The organism is Rugosimonospora africana (assembly GCF_016862975.1).
GTDB lineage: Bacteria > Actinomycetota > Actinomycetes > Mycobacteriales > Micromonosporaceae > Rugosimonospora > Rugosimonospora africana.
The window spans coordinates 23,235-42,720 of record NZ_BONZ01000019.1 but is presented as its reverse complement, the minus strand read 5'-3'; the positions used below and the strand labels follow the sequence as shown (position 1 = coordinate 42,720).

Here is a 19,486-nt window from a genome sequence, read left to right as displayed (position 1 = left end):
GCGTCGGACGGATTGCGGCGCGGCGGGCCATCAACCACACGGCCGGCAAATTGCGGTGCGGTTGACGGCCAACGGTGCGAGCGACGAGTTACGGCGCGGCCGGCCGTCAAGCGTGCGATGGAACGAATTGTGTCGCGACCGACCGTCAAAACGCGTGACCGGCGAATTGTGGCGCGGCTGACCGTGAATGACGCGACCGACTAATCACGGCACGGCCGACCGTCAAACGTGAGACGGACCGATTGTGCTGCGGCCGACCGGTCAAACGCGGCAATCGGCGAATTGCGGCGCGGCCGAACGTCAACGACGCGACCGACGATTTACTGCGCGACCAAGCCATCCAGGCTCGACTCACCACTGCGGTGCGGCGCACGCGTCCGGTCCGCACGCCTCGGCCGGTCATGCCCGGGTGAGCCTCGCCCGGACCGGGTGAGGCGGTCGTCGCACACCTCCCTGCGCCTGCTCGCGCGCCCGGCGAAACCCGCCCGACGATCGGTCCGGGTCGTGGCACGGCGCCACACGCGCCGAGCCAGACTGGTCGCCAACTGCGCCACAATGCGATTCTCGCTCGCGTTGCTGGGTAAGACCGGATCGCCTCAACGACGATTCAGGGTCTTTCAGCAATGGTTGATCAATCTGCGACCGCCGATCGGATGGACAACCCCCCTCGGGCGGGCGGGTTTCCGCGCCTACGATCGGTCGCCGCGCGGATCCGGGCACCATGGACCGTGATCCCGCCCGCCGGCTGGGCACTGCTCGCCGGCGCGTTCCTCGTCTCGCAGGTCAGCACGTACCTGACCAAGACGCTGTGGATCAGCGACTCACGGCTGTACCTCGCCTGGGCGTACCGGTACCTCGGGTACTCGGAGACCGAAGCGGCGCACCGTACGGCGGCCCACCTGCGCGGCAGGTCCGGGCTGATCACCTGTGACTTCTGCTGGCCGGCCGGGTACGAGCATTCGTTCTTCCACGGCGACAACGGGGCGGTCGTCGGCCCCAGAGTCCTGTACCCGCTGCTGTCGGCACCGTTCGTCTGGCTGTTCGGGCCGAACGGCATGCTGGTCGTGCCGGTGGTGTCGTACGCGGTCGGGGTCGCGCTGCTGGCCATCCTCGCCGCCCGGCTGTTGGGCCGGTGGTGGGGCGTCGCCGCCGGCGCGTTGATCCTGCTTCCGCCGCTGCCGTCACGGTTCGGCCTGTACGCGCTGACCGATGCCACCGCGCTGATGTTCACCGTTGCCGGCTTGCTGTGCCTTCCGCTGGCCCGGCGCGCTCGCCGGCGCGACCTGGTCTGGTTCGCGATCCTGCTGGAACTGGGGCTGTTCACCCGCCAGTTCGCGGTGACGATCACGGCCGGGATCCTGCTCACCTGGGTGCTGGTAGCCATCCGCGACCGCCGCGCGCGCAACCCGTGGCTGTCGTTCGCCGTGGTGTCCTCCGTGCTGACCGCGGGCACGCTGGCCGCGCAGAACGTCGTGGCCTCCCATCTCTACAGCGGCGACTCGCTGAGCCTCACCCAGCGGTACCAGCGGGTGACCGAGCGGGCGTTCCACACCGACGGGTTCGCCGCGGTACCCCGGGTGCTGCGCAACATGCTGCACGTCGACTACCGGTACGTGCGGGCGTTCGACCTGCTGCTCATCGTCATCGTGGTGTTCGCCGTGGTCTCCGCGTTCTGGCGGTTCCGCAGCGAGCTGAGCAGCATGATGATCGGCATGTCGGCGTCCACGCTGGCGCTGGCCGTGCTGATCGTCGATCCGACCTACTTCCGGTACTTCGTCCCGGTCGTACCGTTGATGGTGCTGTGCGTCCTGGCACTGATCGCCGACCTGACATCGTCGCCCGGTACCCGACCGCACTGGTCGACGGAGGCGGTGCCGGAGGGCACGACGCTGCCGGAGACCGGTACGGCTCCCGAGGACGTCGCCCAGAGTGCCGCCGGCGCCGCCGCGGCGAGGGAGGCGCAGCGGGACACCCTGCGGGAGGCCCGGCGTGAAGCCGCCGCACGGGAGGCCGCGGCACGGGACGGGGCCGGAGGGGACGGCGCGACACAGGACGGCGCGGTAGGGGACGGCGTGGCAGGGGACGGCGCGGTGGGGGACGGCCCGGCACGGGATGCGGTGACCCGGGATGTGGCGTTCCGCGAAGCGCAGTCCGCCGAGCCGGTGCCCGAACCGCAGCGGCCGGCCGGCCGCTACCGGACCCGTTGGCGGCAGCGGGTCACCTGTTCGCCCTGGCGGCAGCGGATCGCGACGTCGCGCTGGCGGGTCCTCCTCGCCCGGGTACCCGGGTTGCCGGTCGCCGGCTGGGCGCTGCTGGCCGCCATGTACCTGCTGGTCGTGTACGTGATGATCGCCCGCTCGCCGCACCAGCACGGGTACAAGATCCTCGCGCTGGCCGGGTTCACGGTCGCGGTACCGGCCATCGTTGTGCTCGTCGCCCGGCGCAGCGGGAGAGTCGCCGGCGGGATCGCGGGGATCGCGCTCGTGCTGTCCGCCCCGGTGGCCTCGGCGAGCATCAGCTCGTCGCGGTTCTCGCTCGCACTGCTGGCCATCATCGGCTGCCTGGCGATGCTGCCCGGGGGACTGTGGCCGCAGCCGGGCCGGCGTCAGGGCGAGCGCTCGACACGGCAACTGAGCGGCGCGGCACCGCTGACCGGGGCCGTGCCGCTGACCGGCACGGCACAGCCGGACGGCCACCACCGGGGTGACCACGCCCCGGTGCGGTCCGGGAAGTGGAGCCGTCGACTGTGGCGAGCCGCACCGCTGGCCGGATTCGCCGTCCTGCTCGCCGTGGCGCTGGCGGTCCAGTACCGCAGCATCATCCTCGTCGTCGGCGTCCTGGTGGCCTGCGTGGCGGCCGCGTTGCGGGGCCGGGGTTCGCTGTGGCTGCCGTACGGCCTGATCTCCCTCGCGCTGGGCGTGGGCAGCGTCCTGGCCGACCTGTGGGTGTCGCGGCGCCACGCGCAGTACCCGCACTCCTGGTTCTGGAACAGCACCGAGTGGCTGGGCCGGGTGATCCGCCACCTGGCACGGCCCGAGCTGACCCAGATCACCGGCGACCGGGTCTTCCTGGCGTGCGCCGTGCTGGCGCTGGTCGCCGTGCTGGTACGCCGCGGGGAGGAGTGGACGTGCCTGGCCGCCGGTGCGTTCGCGGCCGGCCTGGTGCTGGTGGTGTTCAACAACCGGGCCGACCACCTGTTCTACCTGACGCTGGCGTTTCCGCCGATGGTGCTGGTCGCCGCCGACCTGGTGGTCGGCTTCGCCGGGCGGCCTCCGGAGGCGCCCACGCAGGAGCGTGAGCTGGTCCGGTCGCCCGGCGGCCACCGGGTACCGCGGAAGAAGATGCGCACCGCCCGGGTCAGCGTCTGACCGCCGCCGGAACCGGCCCGCCAACGGCGGCCTGGTGTCAGCGGCCCGGTGTCAGCGACTTCGCGTCAGCGGCCCGGCGCCAGCGGTTCGGCGGTCGCCAGGCTGGCACCGGGGCCGGTGCCCGGATCGGGCCCCGCGGCCCCCGCCGGCCGGCCGGTGACGTGCGCCGCCCGGTCCGCGGCGGACTGCCGGTTCGTCCGGTGGATCACGGTACCGACCAGGATCAGCGCCACCACGATCGAGCCGACCGTGTACGCCCACTCGACCCTCAGCTTCACGTCCATCGGCAGCGCGGTGACCGCGGCCAGCGCGACCGTACCGCCGAGCCAGGCCAGCGTCTGGTCGCGGTGGTGGCCGAGCGCCATGGCCGCCTGACCGAGCACCTGGGCGAGCAGGTACGCGGCGGTGCCCACGGCGAGTACCGCGAAGTCGCCGTCGCCCAGCACGCCGCTGGTCGCGAACAACAGGCGCAGCAGCCACGGCCCGAACACGATCGCCGGTACGCCGCCCGCGACACCGAGGGTGAGCACGATCCCGCACGCGCGCAGCAGCAGCTTCCGGAATCCGGTCCGGTCGTCGCTGGCCGCCGCGCTGGACAGCCCGGGCAGCAGCGACGCCTGCAACGAGCCGAACACGAACAGCGGGATGCGCACCAGCGTCAGGGCGGACAGCAGCGCGCCGGTCAGGGCGTCCGCGTGCGGCGCGAGCAGCTTGGCGTTGATCACCGCGATGTTCACGACCACCTGGGCGAGCAGGGTCGAGGCCATCAGCGGCGCCACCCGCCGGCCGAACGTCCGCCAGGACAGCGGGCTGCCCGGGGTCAGCGCGGCGCGGACCGGGCCGGCCGTGGCGACGACCGAGATGACCGGCGCGACCAGGAGGATGAGCCCGAACATGACGGGGGATCTGACGCCCAGCACGCCCAACACCGCGGCCAGGACGATCCGCAGGCCGCCATCGATGCCGAGCTGGGCGCCGTACGCGCCGAACCGGCCGGTGCCGGCGAGCACGCCCCGGGTCGGGTACGCCAGCGCCAGCCCGGCGAAGCCGCCGGCCATCACCGGCACCAGGTCACGCTCGCCGTCGAACAGCTTGTCGGCGATCAGCGGGGCGAACACGGCCAGCAGGACGCACACGACCAGGAACAGGACCAGGGACAGCATCGCTCCCCGGCGGAACGCGGCCGCGTTGCCGTCCCCGTTCACCCGCCGCGCCGCGACGATCCGGGTGACTTCCTGCTCGATCGGGAAGAACAGGCCCAGTCCGATGGTGAACACGATCGCCCAGAGCACGGCGAACGCGCCGTAGCCCTTGCTGTGGCCGCCCAGGGTGTGGCTGGCGATCGAGATGTGCACGTACGAGGCGAGTCCGAGCACGGCGAGGCCGCTGCCCACGGCGACCGTACCCGGGGGCAGCAGCCCGAGCAGCCGCCTCACTTGCGGACCATCGACAGGGCGAAGATGAGCGCGGCCCGGGCCAGGTAGACCGTGGACTTGACGGGGGAGTGGCTCGGCGTACCGGCCTGGCGCTGGCGCATGGTCACCGGTACCTGGGCGAGCCGGTATCCGTTGCGCACCAGCCGGACCAGCACCTCGATCGTGTCGCCGAGATACTCCACCGGGTACCAGAAGGCGAACAGCTCGATCGTGCGCCGGTTGGCGGCCCGGAACCCGGAGGTGGTGTCGGACAGTTTCGCGTGGTTCATCCGGGACAGGGCCGCGGACAGCATCGTCATCGCCCACTTGCGCGGGCCGTGCACGGTGTAGTCGCCCTCTCCGGCGAACCGGGCACCGATCACGAAATCGGCGTCGTCGAGCGCGTCGACCAGCTTCGGCACGTACCGGGGGTCGTGCTGCCCGTCGGCGTCGACCTGGATGACCACGTCGTAGTCGTGTTCGTACCCGTACCGGTAGCCCAGCCGCATCGCGCCGCCGACCCCGAGGTTGTACGGCAGCCGGGCGACCGTCGCCCCGGCGTCGCGCGCCATGTCGGAGGTTCGGTCCTTCGACCCGTCGTCGACCACGAGCACGCCGACGCCGGGCAGTTCGCCGCGTACCTCGCGGACGACGTCGGCGACGGACGCCTGCTCGTTCCAGGCCGGAATGACGATCAGTACCCGCTTGCCATTGATCATTGCCCGACCCGTTCCCTCATCTCCGTGCGCAGCAGCGCCAAGTCCTCGGCCAGCGTGCGGGTCTCCTCCTCCAACCGGCTGACCTCCCAGCTCAGGTGGATGCAGACGACCAGCAGGAAGACGACGGCCAGGAACAGCACCAGGCTGACCCCGCTGGCCACGCCGATCGCGCGGGACAGCGGGTTGAGCAGGCCCGGGAAGATCGCGAGTGGGATCACCACGATGCCGACCAGGCCCCACAGGATCGCGTACTTCTCCCGGAGCTGCCGCCTCCGGACGAGCTCGAAGATGATCGACAGAACGGCCAGACCGCTGATGGCCGTCAGAATCGTGAGCTTCACCATGCCTCTTTCACGTGGCCGCTGTCGCGGGCCGCTTCCTCACAGGGCCGCGCTCTGCGCGGAACGGATCAGGGCTGGGTCGAAGTGCGGCAGCGCGGTGGACAGCATGTGCCGCCAGTCGGGCAGTGCGGGAAGACCTGCCAGCTTCCACCGGTCATGTCCGAGCACACTGTACCGGGGCCGCGCGGCCGGTCGCGGGAACCTCTCCGTTGTCGTCGGCCGGACCCGCTCGGGGTCGAGACCGGCCTCCTCGAAGACCGCGCGGGCCAGCCCGTACCAGGTGGTCTGCCCGCTGGCGGTGCCGTGGTAGACCCCCGCCGGGGCGTCTCCGGCGACCGCCCGGCCGGCCAGCGCGACCAGCTGCGTGGCCAGCGCGTACGACCAGGTGGGCTGGCCCTCCTGGTCGGCCACGACCTCGAGCGTCTCACGCTGCGCCGCGAGCCGGAGCATGGTCGCGACGAAGTTGCCGCCGTGGGCGGCGTAGAGCCAGGCGGTCCGGACCACGTACCCGCGCTCGGGCAGCTCGGCCAGCACCGCCTCCTCGCCGACCAGCTTGCCCCGCCCGTACGCGTTGAGCGGCGCGGTCGGCGCCTCCTCCCGGTACGGGCTGGTCGCGTCGCCGGCGAAGACGTAGTCGGTGGATGGCTGGAACAGGTACGCGCCGCTGGCCGCGCACAGCCGGGCCAGGTCGGCGACGGCGTCGCCGTTGACCTCCGTCGCGGCCTGTTCCCCGGTCTCCGCGCCGTCCACGTCGGTCCACGCCGCCGCGTTGATCACGACGTCTCGGCCGGTCACGGCCGCGGCGAGCGCCTCATGGTCGAGCAGGTCGAGATCGGCCCGGGTCGCCGCGGCCACCTCGACCTCGCCGGCCTCGGCGAGAACCGCGCACACGTCCCGGGCGAGCATCCCGCTGGCGCCGGTGACCAGCCACCGCATCAGCCGGCGCTTCCACCGGGGGCGGTGCCCGGCGCGGGCGGCCCGACGGGCAGCGACGCCGCCACCTTCAGCGGCTCCCACCAGGCCCGGTTGTCCGTGTAGAAGCGGACCGTGGCGGCCAGGCCGGACTCGAAGTCGATCTGGGGGGCGTATCCCAGCTCATTGGAGATCTTGCTGATGTCCAGCGAGTATCGGCGGTCGTGTCCCTTGCGGTCGGTGACCTGCTCGACGCTGCTCCAGTCCGCGCCGCACGCGGACAGCAGCCGCTCGGTCAGCTCGCGGTTGGTCAGCTCGGTGCCTCCGCCGATGTTGTAGACCTCGCCGCCTCGGCCCTTCTCCAGCGCGAGCTGGATGCCCAGGCAGTGGTCGTCGACGTGCAGCCAGTCGCGGATGTTGCCGCCGTCGCCGTACAGCGGGATCTTCCGGCCGTCCAGCAGGTTCGTGACGAACAGCGGGATGACCTTCTCCGGGAACTGGTAGTGCCCGTAGTTGTTGGAGCAGCGGGTGACCACGACGTCCAGGCCGTGGGTCCGGTACGCGGCGAGGGCGAGCAGGTCCGAGCCGGCCTTGGACGCCGAGTACGGCGAGTTGGGGGCCAGCGGCCACGACTCGGTCCAGGAACCCTCCTCGATCGAGCCGTACACCTCGTCGGTGGACACGTGGACGAACCGGTCCACCCCGGCCAGCCTCGCGGCGTCCAGCAGGACCTGGGTGCCCAGCACGTTGGTGGTGACGAACGGCGCCGCCCCGAGGATCGAGCGGTCGACGTGCGACTCGGCGGCGAAGTGCACCACGGCGGTGTGGCCGGGCAGCAGCTCGGTCAGCAGCGCCGCGTCGCAGATGTCGCCCTGGACGAACGTCAGGCGCGGATCGTCCCGGTGTTCGGCCAGGTTCTCCAGGTTTCCGGAGTAGGTCAACTTGTCGAGAACGGTGACCTGGGCACCCGCCATGCTCGGGTATTTTCCGGACAGGACACCGCGCACGTAGTTGGACCCGATGAAGCCGGCTCCGCCGGTGACGAGGACTCTCACGAGGCTGAGATTGTAGCGGACCGTGATGGGCGACACCCGGACCACGCTCACCAATTGTGCAGCTGCCGGAGGTCGTCGACCTCGAGCCGCAGGTCCGGGCGCAGGATGGCGAGCGACGCGAGGCTGGTCGCGATGACCGGATTGTCCGTCACCACGCGGAAGTGCTGGTCCTGGTGGGTCAGGACCAGCACCTGGTACTGGTACGCCGTGCGCGCCGTGAACGTGCTCGGGTACAGCCGCCAGGCCCGGCCGTAGTTGCGCTGCATCATCCAGGTGTAGAACGTGCTCAGGTTGTCGGTCTGCCGGCCGGTCGCGACCAGTGTGATCTTGTCGCCGGGGTCGGGGAACCGCTCCGCGACGATGAGCGCGGTCCGGGCCGGCACGGTCTCCGAGATCGCCCCGCCGACCAGCAACCGGCCGGGGCTGGTGCCGTACGCCGGATCGTGGAACTCCGCGCCGGCCAGCTGCTGCGGGTCCCAGTCGAGGCCGCCGAGCCCGGCGACGGGTACCAGGCCCAGCGCGACGGCGCAGGCCAGCGGGGCGGCACGGTACCGGACGGCCACCCCGTCCAGTACCCGCTGGGCCAGCCCGGCGGCCGCGCCGCTCGCGATCAGCAGCAGCACGATCACGGTGTGCAGGGACTTCTCGAAGAAGTAGAGCGTGCGGCCCACCTGGACGCCCTCGTATCCGCCGACACCGGCCGCGAACAGCACGGCACCGGCACCGGTCACCGCCATGACCCGGATCGCCGGCGAGCGCCACCAGGACCCGGTCACGGCGACCCCGACGCCGACCAGGATGCAAAGCGCCAACAGGGGGCCGCGCTGCACCCGTACCACGCCGAAGTCCTGCAGTAGCAGCTGAAGGGACAGCGCCTGCTCGCCGTGCGCCTCGAGCCTCGGTACCGCCGAGACCGCGACACCGACCACCGCCACCGCTACCGCGAACGGCCACGCCGGCAGGAGCCGGCGCCGGTACACCAGGACGTGCCCCAGCACGCCCACCACGACGACCGGCAGCAGCAGGTAGTAGCAGTAGGACACGGCGACGACCAGCGCCGTCACCACGACGACCTGCTCGCGCACCGAGCGCAACGGCCGGACCAGCACCCCGGTCAGCAGGGCCAGGAATCCGAGACCGGTGATCTCCGGGAAGAAGCCGTAGGTGTACGTCGTGATCGGGGAGCCGAACAGCAGGTAGGCCACGCAGAGCCCGCCGATCGGGACGAACGCCAGCGGGCGCACGCCCGGTCCCGCCAACCGGTGCGCCGCCCACAGCACGGCGAACGCCAGGAACAGGTAGTTCAACTGGTCGTAGTAGAGGAAGTGGCTGACCGAGGGCACCGGCCGCCCGACGGTCGCCGAGGAGGTCAGGAAGTTGTCCAGTACGGCGGCGAGCAGGTGGGCGCCCTGCGGGTACGCCAGGTCGGAGCTGGCGATGCTGTCGGACGCCTCGGTGCGATGCAGGAACACGTACCCGCCGACCCGGCGGATGGTGTCGAACATGGCGAAGTGCCGGGCCAGGTCCTCACCGCGCAGCACGCTGCCGAGCCGCACCGGCAGGCTCGCGTGGAACGTGGACGCCAGGAACGGCAGCGCCAGCACTCCGGCCGGGGCCAGTACCGCGAGGTCGCCGGCCCGGGGCCGGATCCGCACCGCGGGCAGCTCGCCGCGTACCGCGATGATCAGCGCGAGCCCGGTCAGCGCGCAGCCGCCGAGTACCTGCGGCCGCAGGTGCCAGGGCCACACCGAGAGCAGCAGTGCGGCGCCGCAGGTGGTACCGGCGAGAAGCGCGACGGCGACGACCAGCCGGTCCAGCGGCGAGCCGGGGCTGCGGAGGGTCACCGCGGTCGCCACGACCACCACCAGCAGGGTGACCGCGTCGAGGTGCGCCAGGTGCGCGACGAGCGCGAAGATCCAGGCGGCGCCGATCGTGACCAGCGCGAACCACAGCCGGCGCCGGAGGTCGGGCGGCTCCCGGTCGGCACCGGGGGCCGCGGGGCGCAACGTCCCGAGCAGGCCGGTGCCGGCGAAGCCACCGCCACCACGATCGCCGGCGGCGCCGGCTCCGGCGACGGACTCACCGCTGGCGCCGGCTCCGGCCACGGAATCGCCAGCGGCGCCGGGGGCTCCGGCCACGGAATCACCGGTGGCACCGGGAGACGAGGTGTCGCGGTCAACCGACCACTGCCAGTGGGGCACGGGGTCACCGGCCTTCCGGAATCGGGGAACACGCAGTCCGGTCACGACAGGTCGACCAGCCGCAACCCCAGGTCCGGATGCTTGACCCGGATGTCCTGGATGAATTCGGCGGTCCTGGAGGTCATCGTCACCGCCTCGATCGGCTGGTGGATGTCCAGCAGCATGGTGGTCAGGCTCGCCCGGTTGGTGTCGACGAGGTTGTCGGGCTGGCCGTACAGCGCGCGGAACACACCGGCCGTGCCATCGCGCCGCAGCACGGCGACGAACAGCGTCAGGTCGTACTGGCGCAGGCCGTTGGCGTCGAAGACGAGCGTGACCTCGCCCGGGCGGGGCGGGTGGTCGCGCAGGATGGTCGCCACCGCGGCACCGGAGCCGCGGGGAGACAGCCGGCCCTTGGTCCACGCCGGGCCCCAACTGTCGAACCCCGCGTTGACCCGGGGCCGGAAGGGCGAGTCTCCGCGGACCACGCCAAGGCCGGCGACGAGCGAGACGGCGAGCAGCACCGCCGGCAGCGCGGTGGCCAGGTGCCGGCGCGGCGTGGCTGAGGCCGGCCGGGCCGGCGGCGGTACCAGCAGCGCCAGCGCCCCGATGCCGACCAGCAGCGTGACCTCGACGGCGTGCAGCGACTTCTCGAAGTAGTAGCCGGTGGAGCCGTCGACGATCGCCTGGTACCCGCCGAGCACGGCGGCCGCCGCCATCATCGCGCCGGCCGCCAGCCCGTAGCGCAGCCAGGTGCGCGGTCGCCCGCCGGGGCGGCACAGGATGCCGGCGAGGATCGCCAGGGTGAGCGCGATGACCAGGTCGCGGCTGTCCCGGATGCTGGCCCGGGCGCTCAGCGCGTCGGCGGCCTTCCCGACGAACATGCCCAGCACCACGGGCGCGAGCGCGAGCGTCGCGGTGACGACCGCGAGGGCGGCCGTGAACACCGGACGGGTGAGCACCGCCCGCCGCCGGTGCACCAGCCACAGCAGGGTGCCCAGCGCGGCGCCGGGCAGGAACAGGTAGTAGCTGAAGCCGATGGCCACCAGCACCGCCGCGACCAGCAGCAGCTGAGTCCGGATGCCGGGCAGCGGTCGTGCCAGCAGCGCGACGAGGCCGGCGACCAGCGACAGCCCGAGGATCTCGCTGGGGTAGCCGGAGACGTAGTTGGCGAGCAGGTCGGTGTAGAGCAGGACCGGGGTCAGGAACGCGAACAGCACGAGGGGTCGGGCACCGGTGCGTACCAGGGGGCCACCGACCCAGCCGGCTGCCCAGATCACGGACAGCATGAACAGCCCGTACGCCGCCGTGTGGAAGCCGAGGAAGTGATCGAAGGCGCTGGTCGGCGTACCCGGGGCGGTCGAGCTGCGCAGGAAGCCGTCCAGCAGCGCCGCGATGAAGTGGAAGCCCTGCGGGTACCGGATGATGCCGTCGTACACGTGCGCTCCGGCCCCGGTCGGGTCGAGGAACAGGTACCCGCCCAGCCGCCGGATGCTGTCGAAGATGCTGAAGTGCCGCCCGAGATCCTCGCCGGCCATGGCCCGGTTGACCCGGCCGGCGAAGTCGGCGCGCAGGTAGCTCGCTCCCAGGTAGGCGAAGCCGCCGAGCCCGGCCAGCAGGGGCAGCGCGTCGGCCGGCCGGGGGCGCGGCAGGCTCGGCCGGCGGCCCAGTACCGTGCCGACCACCACGAGCACCGCGAGCGCAAGCCCGCCGACGGCCGGCGGGGCGAGCCCCCACGGCCACAGCGACAGCAGGAGGCCGCCGGCACAGGCCGCGCCGAGCAGCAGCATCAGCGCGAACATGAGCCGGTCGAGCAGGGTCTGGCCGCCGCGCAGCAGGCTCGCCGTCGCGACCAGGATCAGCGGCGGCAACACCCAGTCGGCGCGCAGGAGGTGGCAGGCGGTGGGCACCAGCGCGGCCAGGACGATCAGGCCGGCCGGCCGGCCCAGCGCACGTCGCGCCCTGCTCGTGTGCGAGCGCGGCCGCAGCTGCGTGGCCGGTTCCAGAACGGCTTGAGGCATGCGAAATCAACCGCCCGAAGAGGATTCGCGTATCCGCCGGACTCGATGCGTACCGGCGCCTGGCCATTGGCTTTCGTCAGGGGGATCGTACGCGCAACGGAGTGTGGCGTCCGGATAACACAGCGTTGTGTCGAAGATCTTTTCCGATCCGATTCATCGACCTGCCAGGTGAGCGCGGAGAGGCCCGGCTAAGCTCCACCGGTGCGTGGCATCCTCCTGGCCGGCGGCACCGGCTCGCGGCTCTGGCCGATCACCCGGGCGGTCTCCAAGCAGCTCATGCCGGTGTTCGACAAGCCCATGATCTATTACCCGCTGACCACACTGGTGATGGCCGGCATCCGCGAGATCCTGGTGATCACGACTCCCGAGGACCAGGATCAGTTCCGCCGGTTGCTCGGTGACGGAAGCCAGTGGGGCCTGTCGCTGTCGTACGCGGTGCAGCCGACGCCGGACGGCATCGCGCAGGCGTTCGTGCTCGGGGCGGACTTCATCGGCGACGGGTCGGTCGCCCTCATCTTGGGCGACAACATCTTCCACGGCGTGGGCCTGGACCGGAAGCTGGTCGAGAACGCCGACGTGGCCGGCGGCTGCATCTTCGCCTACCCGGTGGCCAATCCCCGGGAGTACGGCGTCGTGGAGTTCGACGACGACGGCAAGGTGTTGTCGATCGAGGAGAAGCCGGCGAAGCCCAAGTCCAACTACGTGGTTCCCGGGCTCTACTTCTACGACAACGCCGTAGTCGACATCGCCGGCAAGCTGACGCCCAGCGCGCGCGGCGAGCTGGAGATCACCGCGGTCAACGAGGAGTACCGGCAGCGCGGCCAGCTGAAGGTGGCGGTCCTCGACCGGGGTACCGCCTGGCTGGACACCGGCACGTTCGACTCGCTGGTCCAGGCGGCCGAGTTCGTCCGGGTGATCGAGCAGCGGCAGGATCTCAAGATCGGTTGCATCGAGGAGGCCGCCTGGGCGCAGGGCTTCCTGACCGACGACCAGTTGCGCGACCTCGCCGAGCCGCTGCTGAAAAGCGGATATGGCTCATATCTGCTCAAGCTGCTTGATACCCCCAGCGGACGCCATTTCAGGTGATGACGCCGCGCCGATCCCGGGATCCGCTCGTTGTCCAGATGTGGATTCCAACTCCCCTTTAGTTGACCGATCCGACCCCATACCCGGTGTGCTCCCGGCCCCGCGCCGCCCATCGGTGAGGGCCGCGGTACCCGCGTCACAGGCCAACTTCGACCGCGGCGACAAGGCCAGGAACGGCTCGTCGCGGTACGGCGCCGAAGCCGCGACCCGCAACGCGCAGACCCGGGACGCGGCCTACGCGCACCGCCTGCAACGGCTGGCGGGCCAGCGCTGGAAGCGGATGCTGGACGCGCAGGCGCCGTACCGCTGGAACATCCGGAGGCTGCGTCTCGGTTTCGTCCTGGACGTCGGCTGCGGTATCGGTCGCAACCTGCGCCACCTGGGCGGCGACGGCGTGGGGGTGGACCACAACCCGACATCGGTCGAGGTGGCCCGGGACGCCGGGTTCACCGCCTTCACCCCGGACGCGTTCCGGGAAAGCGAATACTCCACGCCCGAACGGTTCGACTCGATGCTGGTCGCGCACGTGCTGGAACACCTGCCCGAGGACAGCGTGCGGGACATCGTGGGCAGGTACCTGCCGTACGTCCGTTCCGGAGGCTCGGTCGTGTTCATCACGCCTCAGGAGCGTGGCTATGCTAGCGACGCGACGCATGTACGGTTCGTGGGCTTCACCGAATCGACCTCGCTGGCCCGCGAGTTGGGCCTGACCGTCGCTCGGCGATACTCATTCCCGTTCCCCCGGGTAGCGGGGAGGGTCTTTGCCTACAACGAGTTCGTGGTGGTGAGCCGCAAGTCATGAAGTTCCGACCGCTGTCCATCGACGGTGCCTGGGAAATCACGCCCGTTCAGCACGGGGATCCACGCGGGCTGTTCCTGGAGTGGTACCGCTTCGACCAGCTGGCCGCCGAGGTGGGGCACCCGCTCGAACTCGCGCAGGCGAACCTGTCGGTCTCCGCGCCGGGAGTGGTGCGCGGGATCCACTTCGCCGACGTACCGCCCGGGCAGGCGAAGTACGTCACCTGCGTGCGCGGCGCGGTCCTCGACGTGGTGGTGGACGTCCGGATCGGGTCGCCGACGTTCGGCCAGTGGGAGGGGGTCCGCCTGGACGACGCCGACCGGCGCGCGGTCTACCTCTCCGAGGGGCTCGGTCACGGCTTCTGCGCCCTCGCGGAGGACGCCACCCTGACCTACCTGTGCTCCACGACCTACAACCCGGAGCGGGAGCACGCCGTGCATCCGCTGGACCCGCGGCTGGCGATCGACTGGCCGTCCGACGCGCCGGTGGTATCCGCGCGCGACGGCGCGGCGCCCGGTCTGGAGGAGGCCACGCGGGCCGGATTGCTGCCGGACTACGAGAACTGCGTCAGATACATCGAATCGCTGCGTAGCAAAGTAACTAACTGAGCCTCCAGCCGGCTACTGTTCGTTCATGGATAGGCGAATCTTCGGCCTCGAGACCGAGTACGGAGTCACCTGCACGTACCGTGGCCAGCGGCGGCTGTCACCGGATGAGGTGGCACGCTACCTCTTCCGGCGGGTGGTCTCCTGGGGGCGTTCCAGCAACGTCTTCCTGCGCAACGGTGCCCGGCTCTACCTCGACGTGGGCTCGCACCCGGAATATGCGACGCCGGAGTGTGACTCGGTCACCGATCTGGTGATGCATGACCGGGCCGGCGAACGGATCCTGGAGGGCCTCCTGGTCGACGCCGAGAAGCGGCTGCACGACGAGGGCATCGCTGGCGAGATCTATCTGTTCAAGAACAACACCGACTCCGCCGGCAACTCCTACGGCTGCCACGAGAACTATCTGGTCTCCCGGCACGGCGAGTTCGGCCGGCTGGCCGACGTGCTCATCCCGTTCCTGGTGACCCGGCAGTTGATCTGTGGCGCCGGCAAGGTGCTCCAGACGCCGCGGGGCGCGGTGTTCTGCCTGTCCCAGCGGGCCGAGCACATCTGGGAAGGGGTGTCCTCGGCCACCACCCGGTCCCGGCCGATCATCAACACCCGGGACGAGCCGCACGCCGACGCCGAGCGGTACCGCCGGCTGCACGTGATCGTGGGTGACTCGAACATGAACGAGGTCACCACGATGCTCAAGGTCGGCAGCGCGGACATCGTGCTGCGGATGATCGAAGCCGGCGTGGTGATGCGTGACCTGACACTGGAGAACCCGATCCGGGCGATCCGGGAGGTTTCGCACGATGTCACCGGGCGCCGCAAGGTCCGGCTGGCCAGCGGCAAGGAGGCCAGCGCGCTGGAGATCCAGCAGGAGTACTTCAGCAAGGCCAGCGACTTCGTCGACCGCCGGGGCGGCGACGGGGTGGCCAAGCGGGTCGTGGAGCTGTGGGGCCGGGTGCTCGGCGCGGTCGAGTCCGGCGACTACGGCAACGTCGACCGCGAGATCGACTGGATCACGAAGCTCAAGCTGGTGGAGTCCTACCAGCGCCGCCATGACCTGCCGCTGGCCCACCCGCGAATCGCCCAGATGGACCTCGCCTACCACGACCTGCGCCGCAACCGCGGCCTCTACGCGCTGCTGGAGCGGCGCGGTCAGGTCGACCGGGTGGCCAACGACATCGAGATCTTCGAGGCCAAGGAGACGCCGCCGCAGACCACCCGGGCCCGGCTGAGGGGCGAGTTCATCAAGCACGCCCAGGAGAAGCGCCGCGACTTCACCGTCGACTGGGTGCACCTCAAGCTGAACGACCAGGCGCAGCGCACCGTGCTGTGCAAGGACCCGTTCCGGGCGTACGACGAGAGGGTCGAGCGGCTGATCGCCTCCATGTAGGGGATACCCTCGTCCGGTGATGCCGGAGCAGGACGAGAAGCGCGATTACCGTGGCGCCGAGGCCCGCCGCAGCGCGGTGCAGCGGCGCCGCGACCGCATCGTGGCCGAGATCGAGCGCAACCGCCGCGGCGAGTACTGGCTGCCCACCTGGGCGATGGTCGCGATCCTGCTGGCGATCATCGCCGGCTGGGCCTCGCTGGTGATCTTCGCCTGACCGGCGCCCCGTCTGACCGGCGCTCCGCGCGACCGGCACCCCCCGTCCGGCGGTGCGGCCACCCGACGGGCGTGATTACCCGGCCGGTGCGACTTTCCGGTCGTGCGACTTTCCGGCCGGTGTGACTATCCGGCCGTTTCGCCGGGCGCCGGAAGCAGGGCGGCCGCGTGCCGGCCGGCCGCCGCCGAGGCCACGAAGTAGGTGTGGTCGGCATCCAGGTCCCGGCCCATCGTGGACAGCTTGACCGGAAGCGCCCGCAGTGCCCCGTCCAGCCCCGCGACCGGCACGGTCACCACCCGGTGCCGCTCGCGCAGCGGTGCCAGCGCCCGCTCGACGCCGGCCGCCAGGTGCTCGGGCAGGGCGTCCGGCAGGACCAGGTCCGCCGCGGCGAGCGCGACCTTCCCGTACGCGGTGAGGCTGTGGTGGGACACTCCGCCGTGGCGCGGCCGGGGATCCGCCTCCGAGATGCGCAGCGAGCCGATCGGGCGACCGCCGAGCACCGCGGCGGCGTTGACCGCCTCGCCGGTGGCCACGCCGGAGAACCCCCACGCGGTACCGGTGCCGAGGTTGCCGGGCCCCTGAGCCACCACCGCCACGTCGGCGCGCAGGACGTGCCGGGCCGCCAGCAGCCCGCTGTGCAGCGTGGTCGCCTCCAGGTCGCCGCCGAACGCCTGGCCCACGGTCACCACGCCGGCCAGCAACTCGGACAGGGCGTCGAGGGTACGGGAGAACCAGGCCGGCAGCGCCCCGCCGTCGGTCATCAGGTATGCCACCCGGGCATCCGGCCGGTCGGCGAGGATCCCGGCCAGGATCGCCGGTACCGCCGAGTGCAGGTCGGCGGTGACCACCGGCAGGCCGTCCAGGCTCGTGGCGGCGGCCACCACCTCGTGGTGCGGGGACGCCTCCTCCTCGACCGCCAGCACGATCGGCTGCAGCGGGGTGTACCGCGCCTTGACCGCGTGCCCGGAGGTGCGGTCCAGTGACCCGGGTGGGTCCGCTGGCAGCCGGTCGGGCAGCGCCACCACCAGGGCGTACCCGCCGGTGCCCAGGCCCATCTCCAGGGCGCCGACGTTGAGCAGTACCCGGTCCCCGGGCTCCGGTTCGCCCACCAGCGCCGGGTAGGCCAGCGCGCGGACGTCCCGGTCGCCGACCCGTACGTCCAGCTCGACCGCACCCCGCCAGCGCCGGCGTACCGCGCCGACCGTCCCGCCGCGCCACCAGATCATCGCGCGAATATAGCGCGACCCGCCCATTCCTCCCGCCAGGAACGGACCGAGCCGGACCGGCCGTGACCCGAGCCCGCCCGGACACTGCTAGTTTCGTACGCGTGTCTCGAACCCGGACCGAGCGCCTGGTCAACCTCGTGATCTGCCTGCTGTCGACGCGGCGCTTCCTCACCGCGTCGCAGATCGCGCTGACCGTCCCCGGATACGAGCACGATCCCGGCGACCCCCGCGACCACGAGGCTTTCCAGCGCAAGTTCGAGCGCGACAAGGCCGAGCTGCGGGAGCTGGGCGTGCCGCTGGAGACGGGGACGTCCAGCGTGCTGGACGCCGAGCCCGGCTACCGCATCGCGCGCCGGGACTACGCGCTGCCGGACATCCCGCTGGAACCGGACGAGGCGGCGGCGGTCGGCATCGCGGCCCGGCTGTGGCGCCACGCCGGCCTGGCCGCGGCGGCCTCCAGCGGGCTGGCCAAGCTGCGCGCCGCCGGGGTGGACGTCGACCCGGACGCGACGCTCGGCGTGGAGCCGGTGGTCACCGTGGACGCGGCGTTCGAGCCGCTGACCGCGGCCGTGCGCCACCGGGTGGCGGTCACCTTCGACTACCGCACGCCGGAGGACGACGCGGCCGCCACCCGCCGGCTGCAGCCGTGGGGCGTGGTCTGCTGGCGGGGCCGCTGGTATGTGGTCGGTCACGACCTGGACCGGGGTGCGGAGCGCTGCTTCCGGCTCTCCCGGATCGTGGGTACGGTCCGGCGCCTCGGCCGCCCGGGCGCGTTCGCGCCGCCGGAGAACGTCGACCTGATCAGGTACGTGGCCAACTGGTCCGGCCCCGCGGAGCGGACCGGGCGGGCGACGGTGCGCATCCGGCCCGGCCGGGGTGCCGGGGTCCGCCGGTGGGCCGAGCAGGTGCGGTCGGGGGAAGACGGCGACGTGGCGGTCCTGCGGTACTCGGATCCGGAGGGGCTCGCGTCCTGGCTGGTCGGGTACGGGGCCGACGTCGTGGTGCTGGACCCGCCCGAGGTACGGGACGCGGCCGTCGCGCGGCTGCGGCGGATCGTGGCCGTCCACGACGAGGCGTCCCGTCGCCAGGTGCCGCCGCCGGCCGGTCCGGCCGAGCCCCGGCACGACGGTGCCGCGAAGGCTGGGGTGGCGTGATGGCTGGGGTGGCGTGATGGCGACGGCGGCGTCCGCGGACCGGCTCGGCAGGCTGCTCAACCTGGTGCCGTACCTCCTCGCCCGGCCCGGGATCCGGGTCGCCGAGGCGGCGGCCGACCTGGGGGTCACCGAGCGGCAGCTGCGCGAGGACCTGGAACTGCTCTGGGTGTGCGGCCTGCCCGGCTACGGGCCGGGCGACCTGATCGACATGGCGTTCGACGGCGACCGGGTGACGATCACCTACGACGCCGGCATCGACCGGCCGCTGAAGTTGACTCCGGACGAGGCGCTGGCGCTGGTGGTGGCGCTGCGGATGCTCGCCGAGACGCCCGGGATGGGCCAGCGCGACGCGATCGAACGAGCGCTGGCCAAGATCGAGTCGAGTGCCGGGGAGTTGGCCGACGCGCCGGTCGCGGTGCGGCTGCCGGGCAACGACGACCGACTGGCCACGATCCGGGGCGCGGTCGAGCGCCACCGGGCGCTGCGGATCACCTACTACACGGCCAGCCGGGACGTGCTCACCGAGCGGGTGGTCGACCCGATGCGGGTACTGGTGGCCGCCGGGCGCGCGTACCTGGAGGCGTGGTGCCGGCGGGCCGAGGCGGTACGCCTGTTCCGGGTGGACCGGATCGACGGGCTGATCGAGTTGGACGAGCCGGCCGCGCCGCCGCCCCAGGCGCAGCCGAGCCAGCTGAGCGAGGCGGTCTTCACCCCGACCCCGGAGCTGCCGCTGGTCACCCTGCGGGTGGGCCGGGGCAGCCGGTGGATCACCGAGTACTACCCGTGCGAGGAGATCATCGCCGAGTCGACGGAACACTGGCTGGTCAGCCTGCGCGCCGCCGACCTGGGCTGGGCCCGCCGGCTGGTGCTGGGGCTCGACCCGGAGGTGACCGTGGTCGCCCCGGCGGAACTGGCCGAGGCGGTCCGCGGCGAGGCGCACGCCGCCCTGGCCGCGTACGGCGCCGATCCGGACTAGGACCCGGCGCCGCCGGTTCCCCGGGCGG

General features: G+C 71.9%; 17 protein-coding genes. 9 read left to right on the top strand and 8 right to left on the bottom strand.

What is annotated here, in order from left to right:
• A partial coding sequence (locus tag Raf01_RS10705; RefSeq protein WP_203917632.1) for a hypothetical protein occupies positions 1 to 181 on the top strand: 181 nt, incomplete at its 5' end.
• 472 nt (positions 182 to 653) lie between these two features.
• On the top strand, positions 654 to 3,368 hold the full coding sequence (locus Raf01_RS10700; RefSeq protein ID WP_203917631.1) for a hypothetical protein: 2,715 nt from the start codon (positions 654 to 656) through the stop codon (positions 3,366 to 3,368).
• A gap of 65 nt (positions 3,369 to 3,433) precedes the next feature.
• Here Raf01_RS10700 and Raf01_RS10695 read toward each other — a convergent pair whose 3' ends face one another.
• The 7 genes from Raf01_RS10695 to Raf01_RS10665 all read right to left on the bottom strand — a co-directional run bounded on the left by Raf01_RS10695 (position 3,434) and on the right by Raf01_RS10665 (position 12,011).
• On the bottom strand, positions 3,434 to 4,804 hold the full coding sequence (locus tag Raf01_RS10695) for a lipopolysaccharide biosynthesis protein (RefSeq protein WP_203917630.1): 1,371 nt from the start codon (positions 4,802 to 4,804) through the stop codon (positions 3,434 to 3,436).
• Complete coding sequence (locus Raf01_RS10690; RefSeq protein ID WP_203917629.1) at positions 4,801 to 5,502, bottom strand: glycosyltransferase family 2 protein; 702 nt, start codon at positions 5,500 to 5,502, stop codon at positions 4,801 to 4,803. Before Raf01_RS10690 ends, Raf01_RS10695 begins: the two co-directional genes overlap by 4 nt.
• Positions 5,499 to 5,843: a DUF2304 domain-containing protein gene (locus Raf01_RS10685; protein WP_203917628.1), complete on the bottom strand. Its 345-nt coding sequence runs from the start codon at positions 5,841 to 5,843 to the stop codon at positions 5,499 to 5,501. The genes Raf01_RS10690 and Raf01_RS10685 overlap by 4 nt, the downstream gene beginning before the upstream one ends.
• 39 nt (positions 5,844 to 5,882) lie before the next feature.
• The gene (gene rfbD / locus Raf01_RS10680) at positions 5,883 to 6,779 is read right to left on the bottom strand and encodes a dTDP-4-dehydrorhamnose reductase (RefSeq protein ID WP_203917627.1); all 897 of its coding nucleotides are present in this window, start codon (positions 6,777 to 6,779) and stop codon (positions 5,883 to 5,885) included.
• A complete protein-coding gene (gene rfbB, locus Raf01_RS10675) occupies positions 6,779 to 7,810 on the bottom strand; it encodes a dTDP-glucose 4,6-dehydratase (RefSeq protein WP_203917626.1) in 1,032 nt (343 codons plus the stop codon). The genes rfbD and rfbB overlap by 1 nt, the downstream gene beginning before the upstream one ends.
• Before the next feature lie 47 nt (positions 7,811 to 7,857).
• Positions 7,858 to 9,948, bottom strand: coding sequence for a hypothetical protein (locus Raf01_RS10670; RefSeq protein WP_203917625.1), 2,091 nt, complete (start codon positions 9,946 to 9,948; stop codon positions 7,858 to 7,860).
• A gap of 104 nt (positions 9,949 to 10,052) precedes the next feature.
• Entirely contained in the window at positions 10,053 to 12,011 is a 1,959-nt protein-coding gene (locus Raf01_RS10665; RefSeq protein WP_203917624.1) for a hypothetical protein, read from the bottom strand.
• Between the two features lie 201 nt (positions 12,012 to 12,212).
• Here Raf01_RS10665 and rfbA point away from each other — a divergent pair, with 201 nt between their 5' ends.
• From rfbA to Raf01_RS10640, 5 genes are all read left to right on the top strand, one after another.
• The gene (gene rfbA, locus Raf01_RS10660) at positions 12,213 to 13,097 is read left to right on the top strand and encodes a glucose-1-phosphate thymidylyltransferase RfbA (protein ID WP_203917623.1); all 885 of its coding nucleotides are present in this window, start codon (positions 12,213 to 12,215) and stop codon (positions 13,095 to 13,097) included.
• A gap of 88 nt (positions 13,098 to 13,185) precedes the next feature.
• Positions 13,186 to 13,899 (top strand): class I SAM-dependent methyltransferase, encoded by a 714-nt coding sequence (locus tag Raf01_RS10655; protein ID WP_239133513.1) that lies wholly within the window; start codon positions 13,186 to 13,188, stop codon positions 13,897 to 13,899.
• Positions 13,896 to 14,504, top strand: coding sequence for a dTDP-4-dehydrorhamnose 3,5-epimerase family protein (locus Raf01_RS10650; RefSeq protein WP_203917621.1), 609 nt, complete (start codon positions 13,896 to 13,898; stop codon positions 14,502 to 14,504). The genes Raf01_RS10655 and Raf01_RS10650 overlap by 4 nt, the downstream gene beginning before the upstream one ends.
• A gap of 25 nt (positions 14,505 to 14,529) precedes the next feature.
• Positions 14,530 to 15,888, top strand: coding sequence for a Pup--protein ligase (pafA, locus tag Raf01_RS10645; protein WP_203917620.1), 1,359 nt, complete (start codon positions 14,530 to 14,532; stop codon positions 15,886 to 15,888).
• 19 nt (positions 15,889 to 15,907) lie between these two features.
• Complete coding sequence (locus Raf01_RS10640; RefSeq protein ID WP_203917619.1) at positions 15,908 to 16,102, top strand: hypothetical protein; 195 nt, start codon at positions 15,908 to 15,910, stop codon at positions 16,100 to 16,102.
• Positions 16,103 to 16,227: 125 nt separating this feature from the next.
• Here the strand turns inward: Raf01_RS10640 and Raf01_RS10635 are convergent, their stop codons facing one another.
• Positions 16,228 to 17,328 (bottom strand): DUF3866 family protein, encoded by a 1,101-nt coding sequence (locus Raf01_RS10635; protein ID WP_203917618.1) that lies wholly within the window; start codon positions 17,326 to 17,328, stop codon positions 16,228 to 16,230.
• 101 nt (positions 17,329 to 17,429) lie between these two features.
• On the opposite strand from Raf01_RS10635, the gene Raf01_RS10630 reads away from it, so the two are divergent.
• Both Raf01_RS10630 and Raf01_RS10625 read left to right on the top strand, forming a co-directional pair.
• The gene (locus Raf01_RS10630; protein ID WP_203917617.1) at positions 17,430 to 18,482 is read left to right on the top strand and encodes a helix-turn-helix transcriptional regulator; all 1,053 of its coding nucleotides are present in this window, start codon (positions 17,430 to 17,432) and stop codon (positions 18,480 to 18,482) included.
• 16 nt (positions 18,483 to 18,498) lie between these two features.
• Positions 18,499 to 19,458: a helix-turn-helix transcriptional regulator gene (locus tag Raf01_RS10625; RefSeq protein WP_203917616.1), complete on the top strand. Its 960-nt coding sequence runs from the start codon at positions 18,499 to 18,501 to the stop codon at positions 19,456 to 19,458.
• Positions 19,459 to 19,486 lie beyond the last annotated feature (28 nt).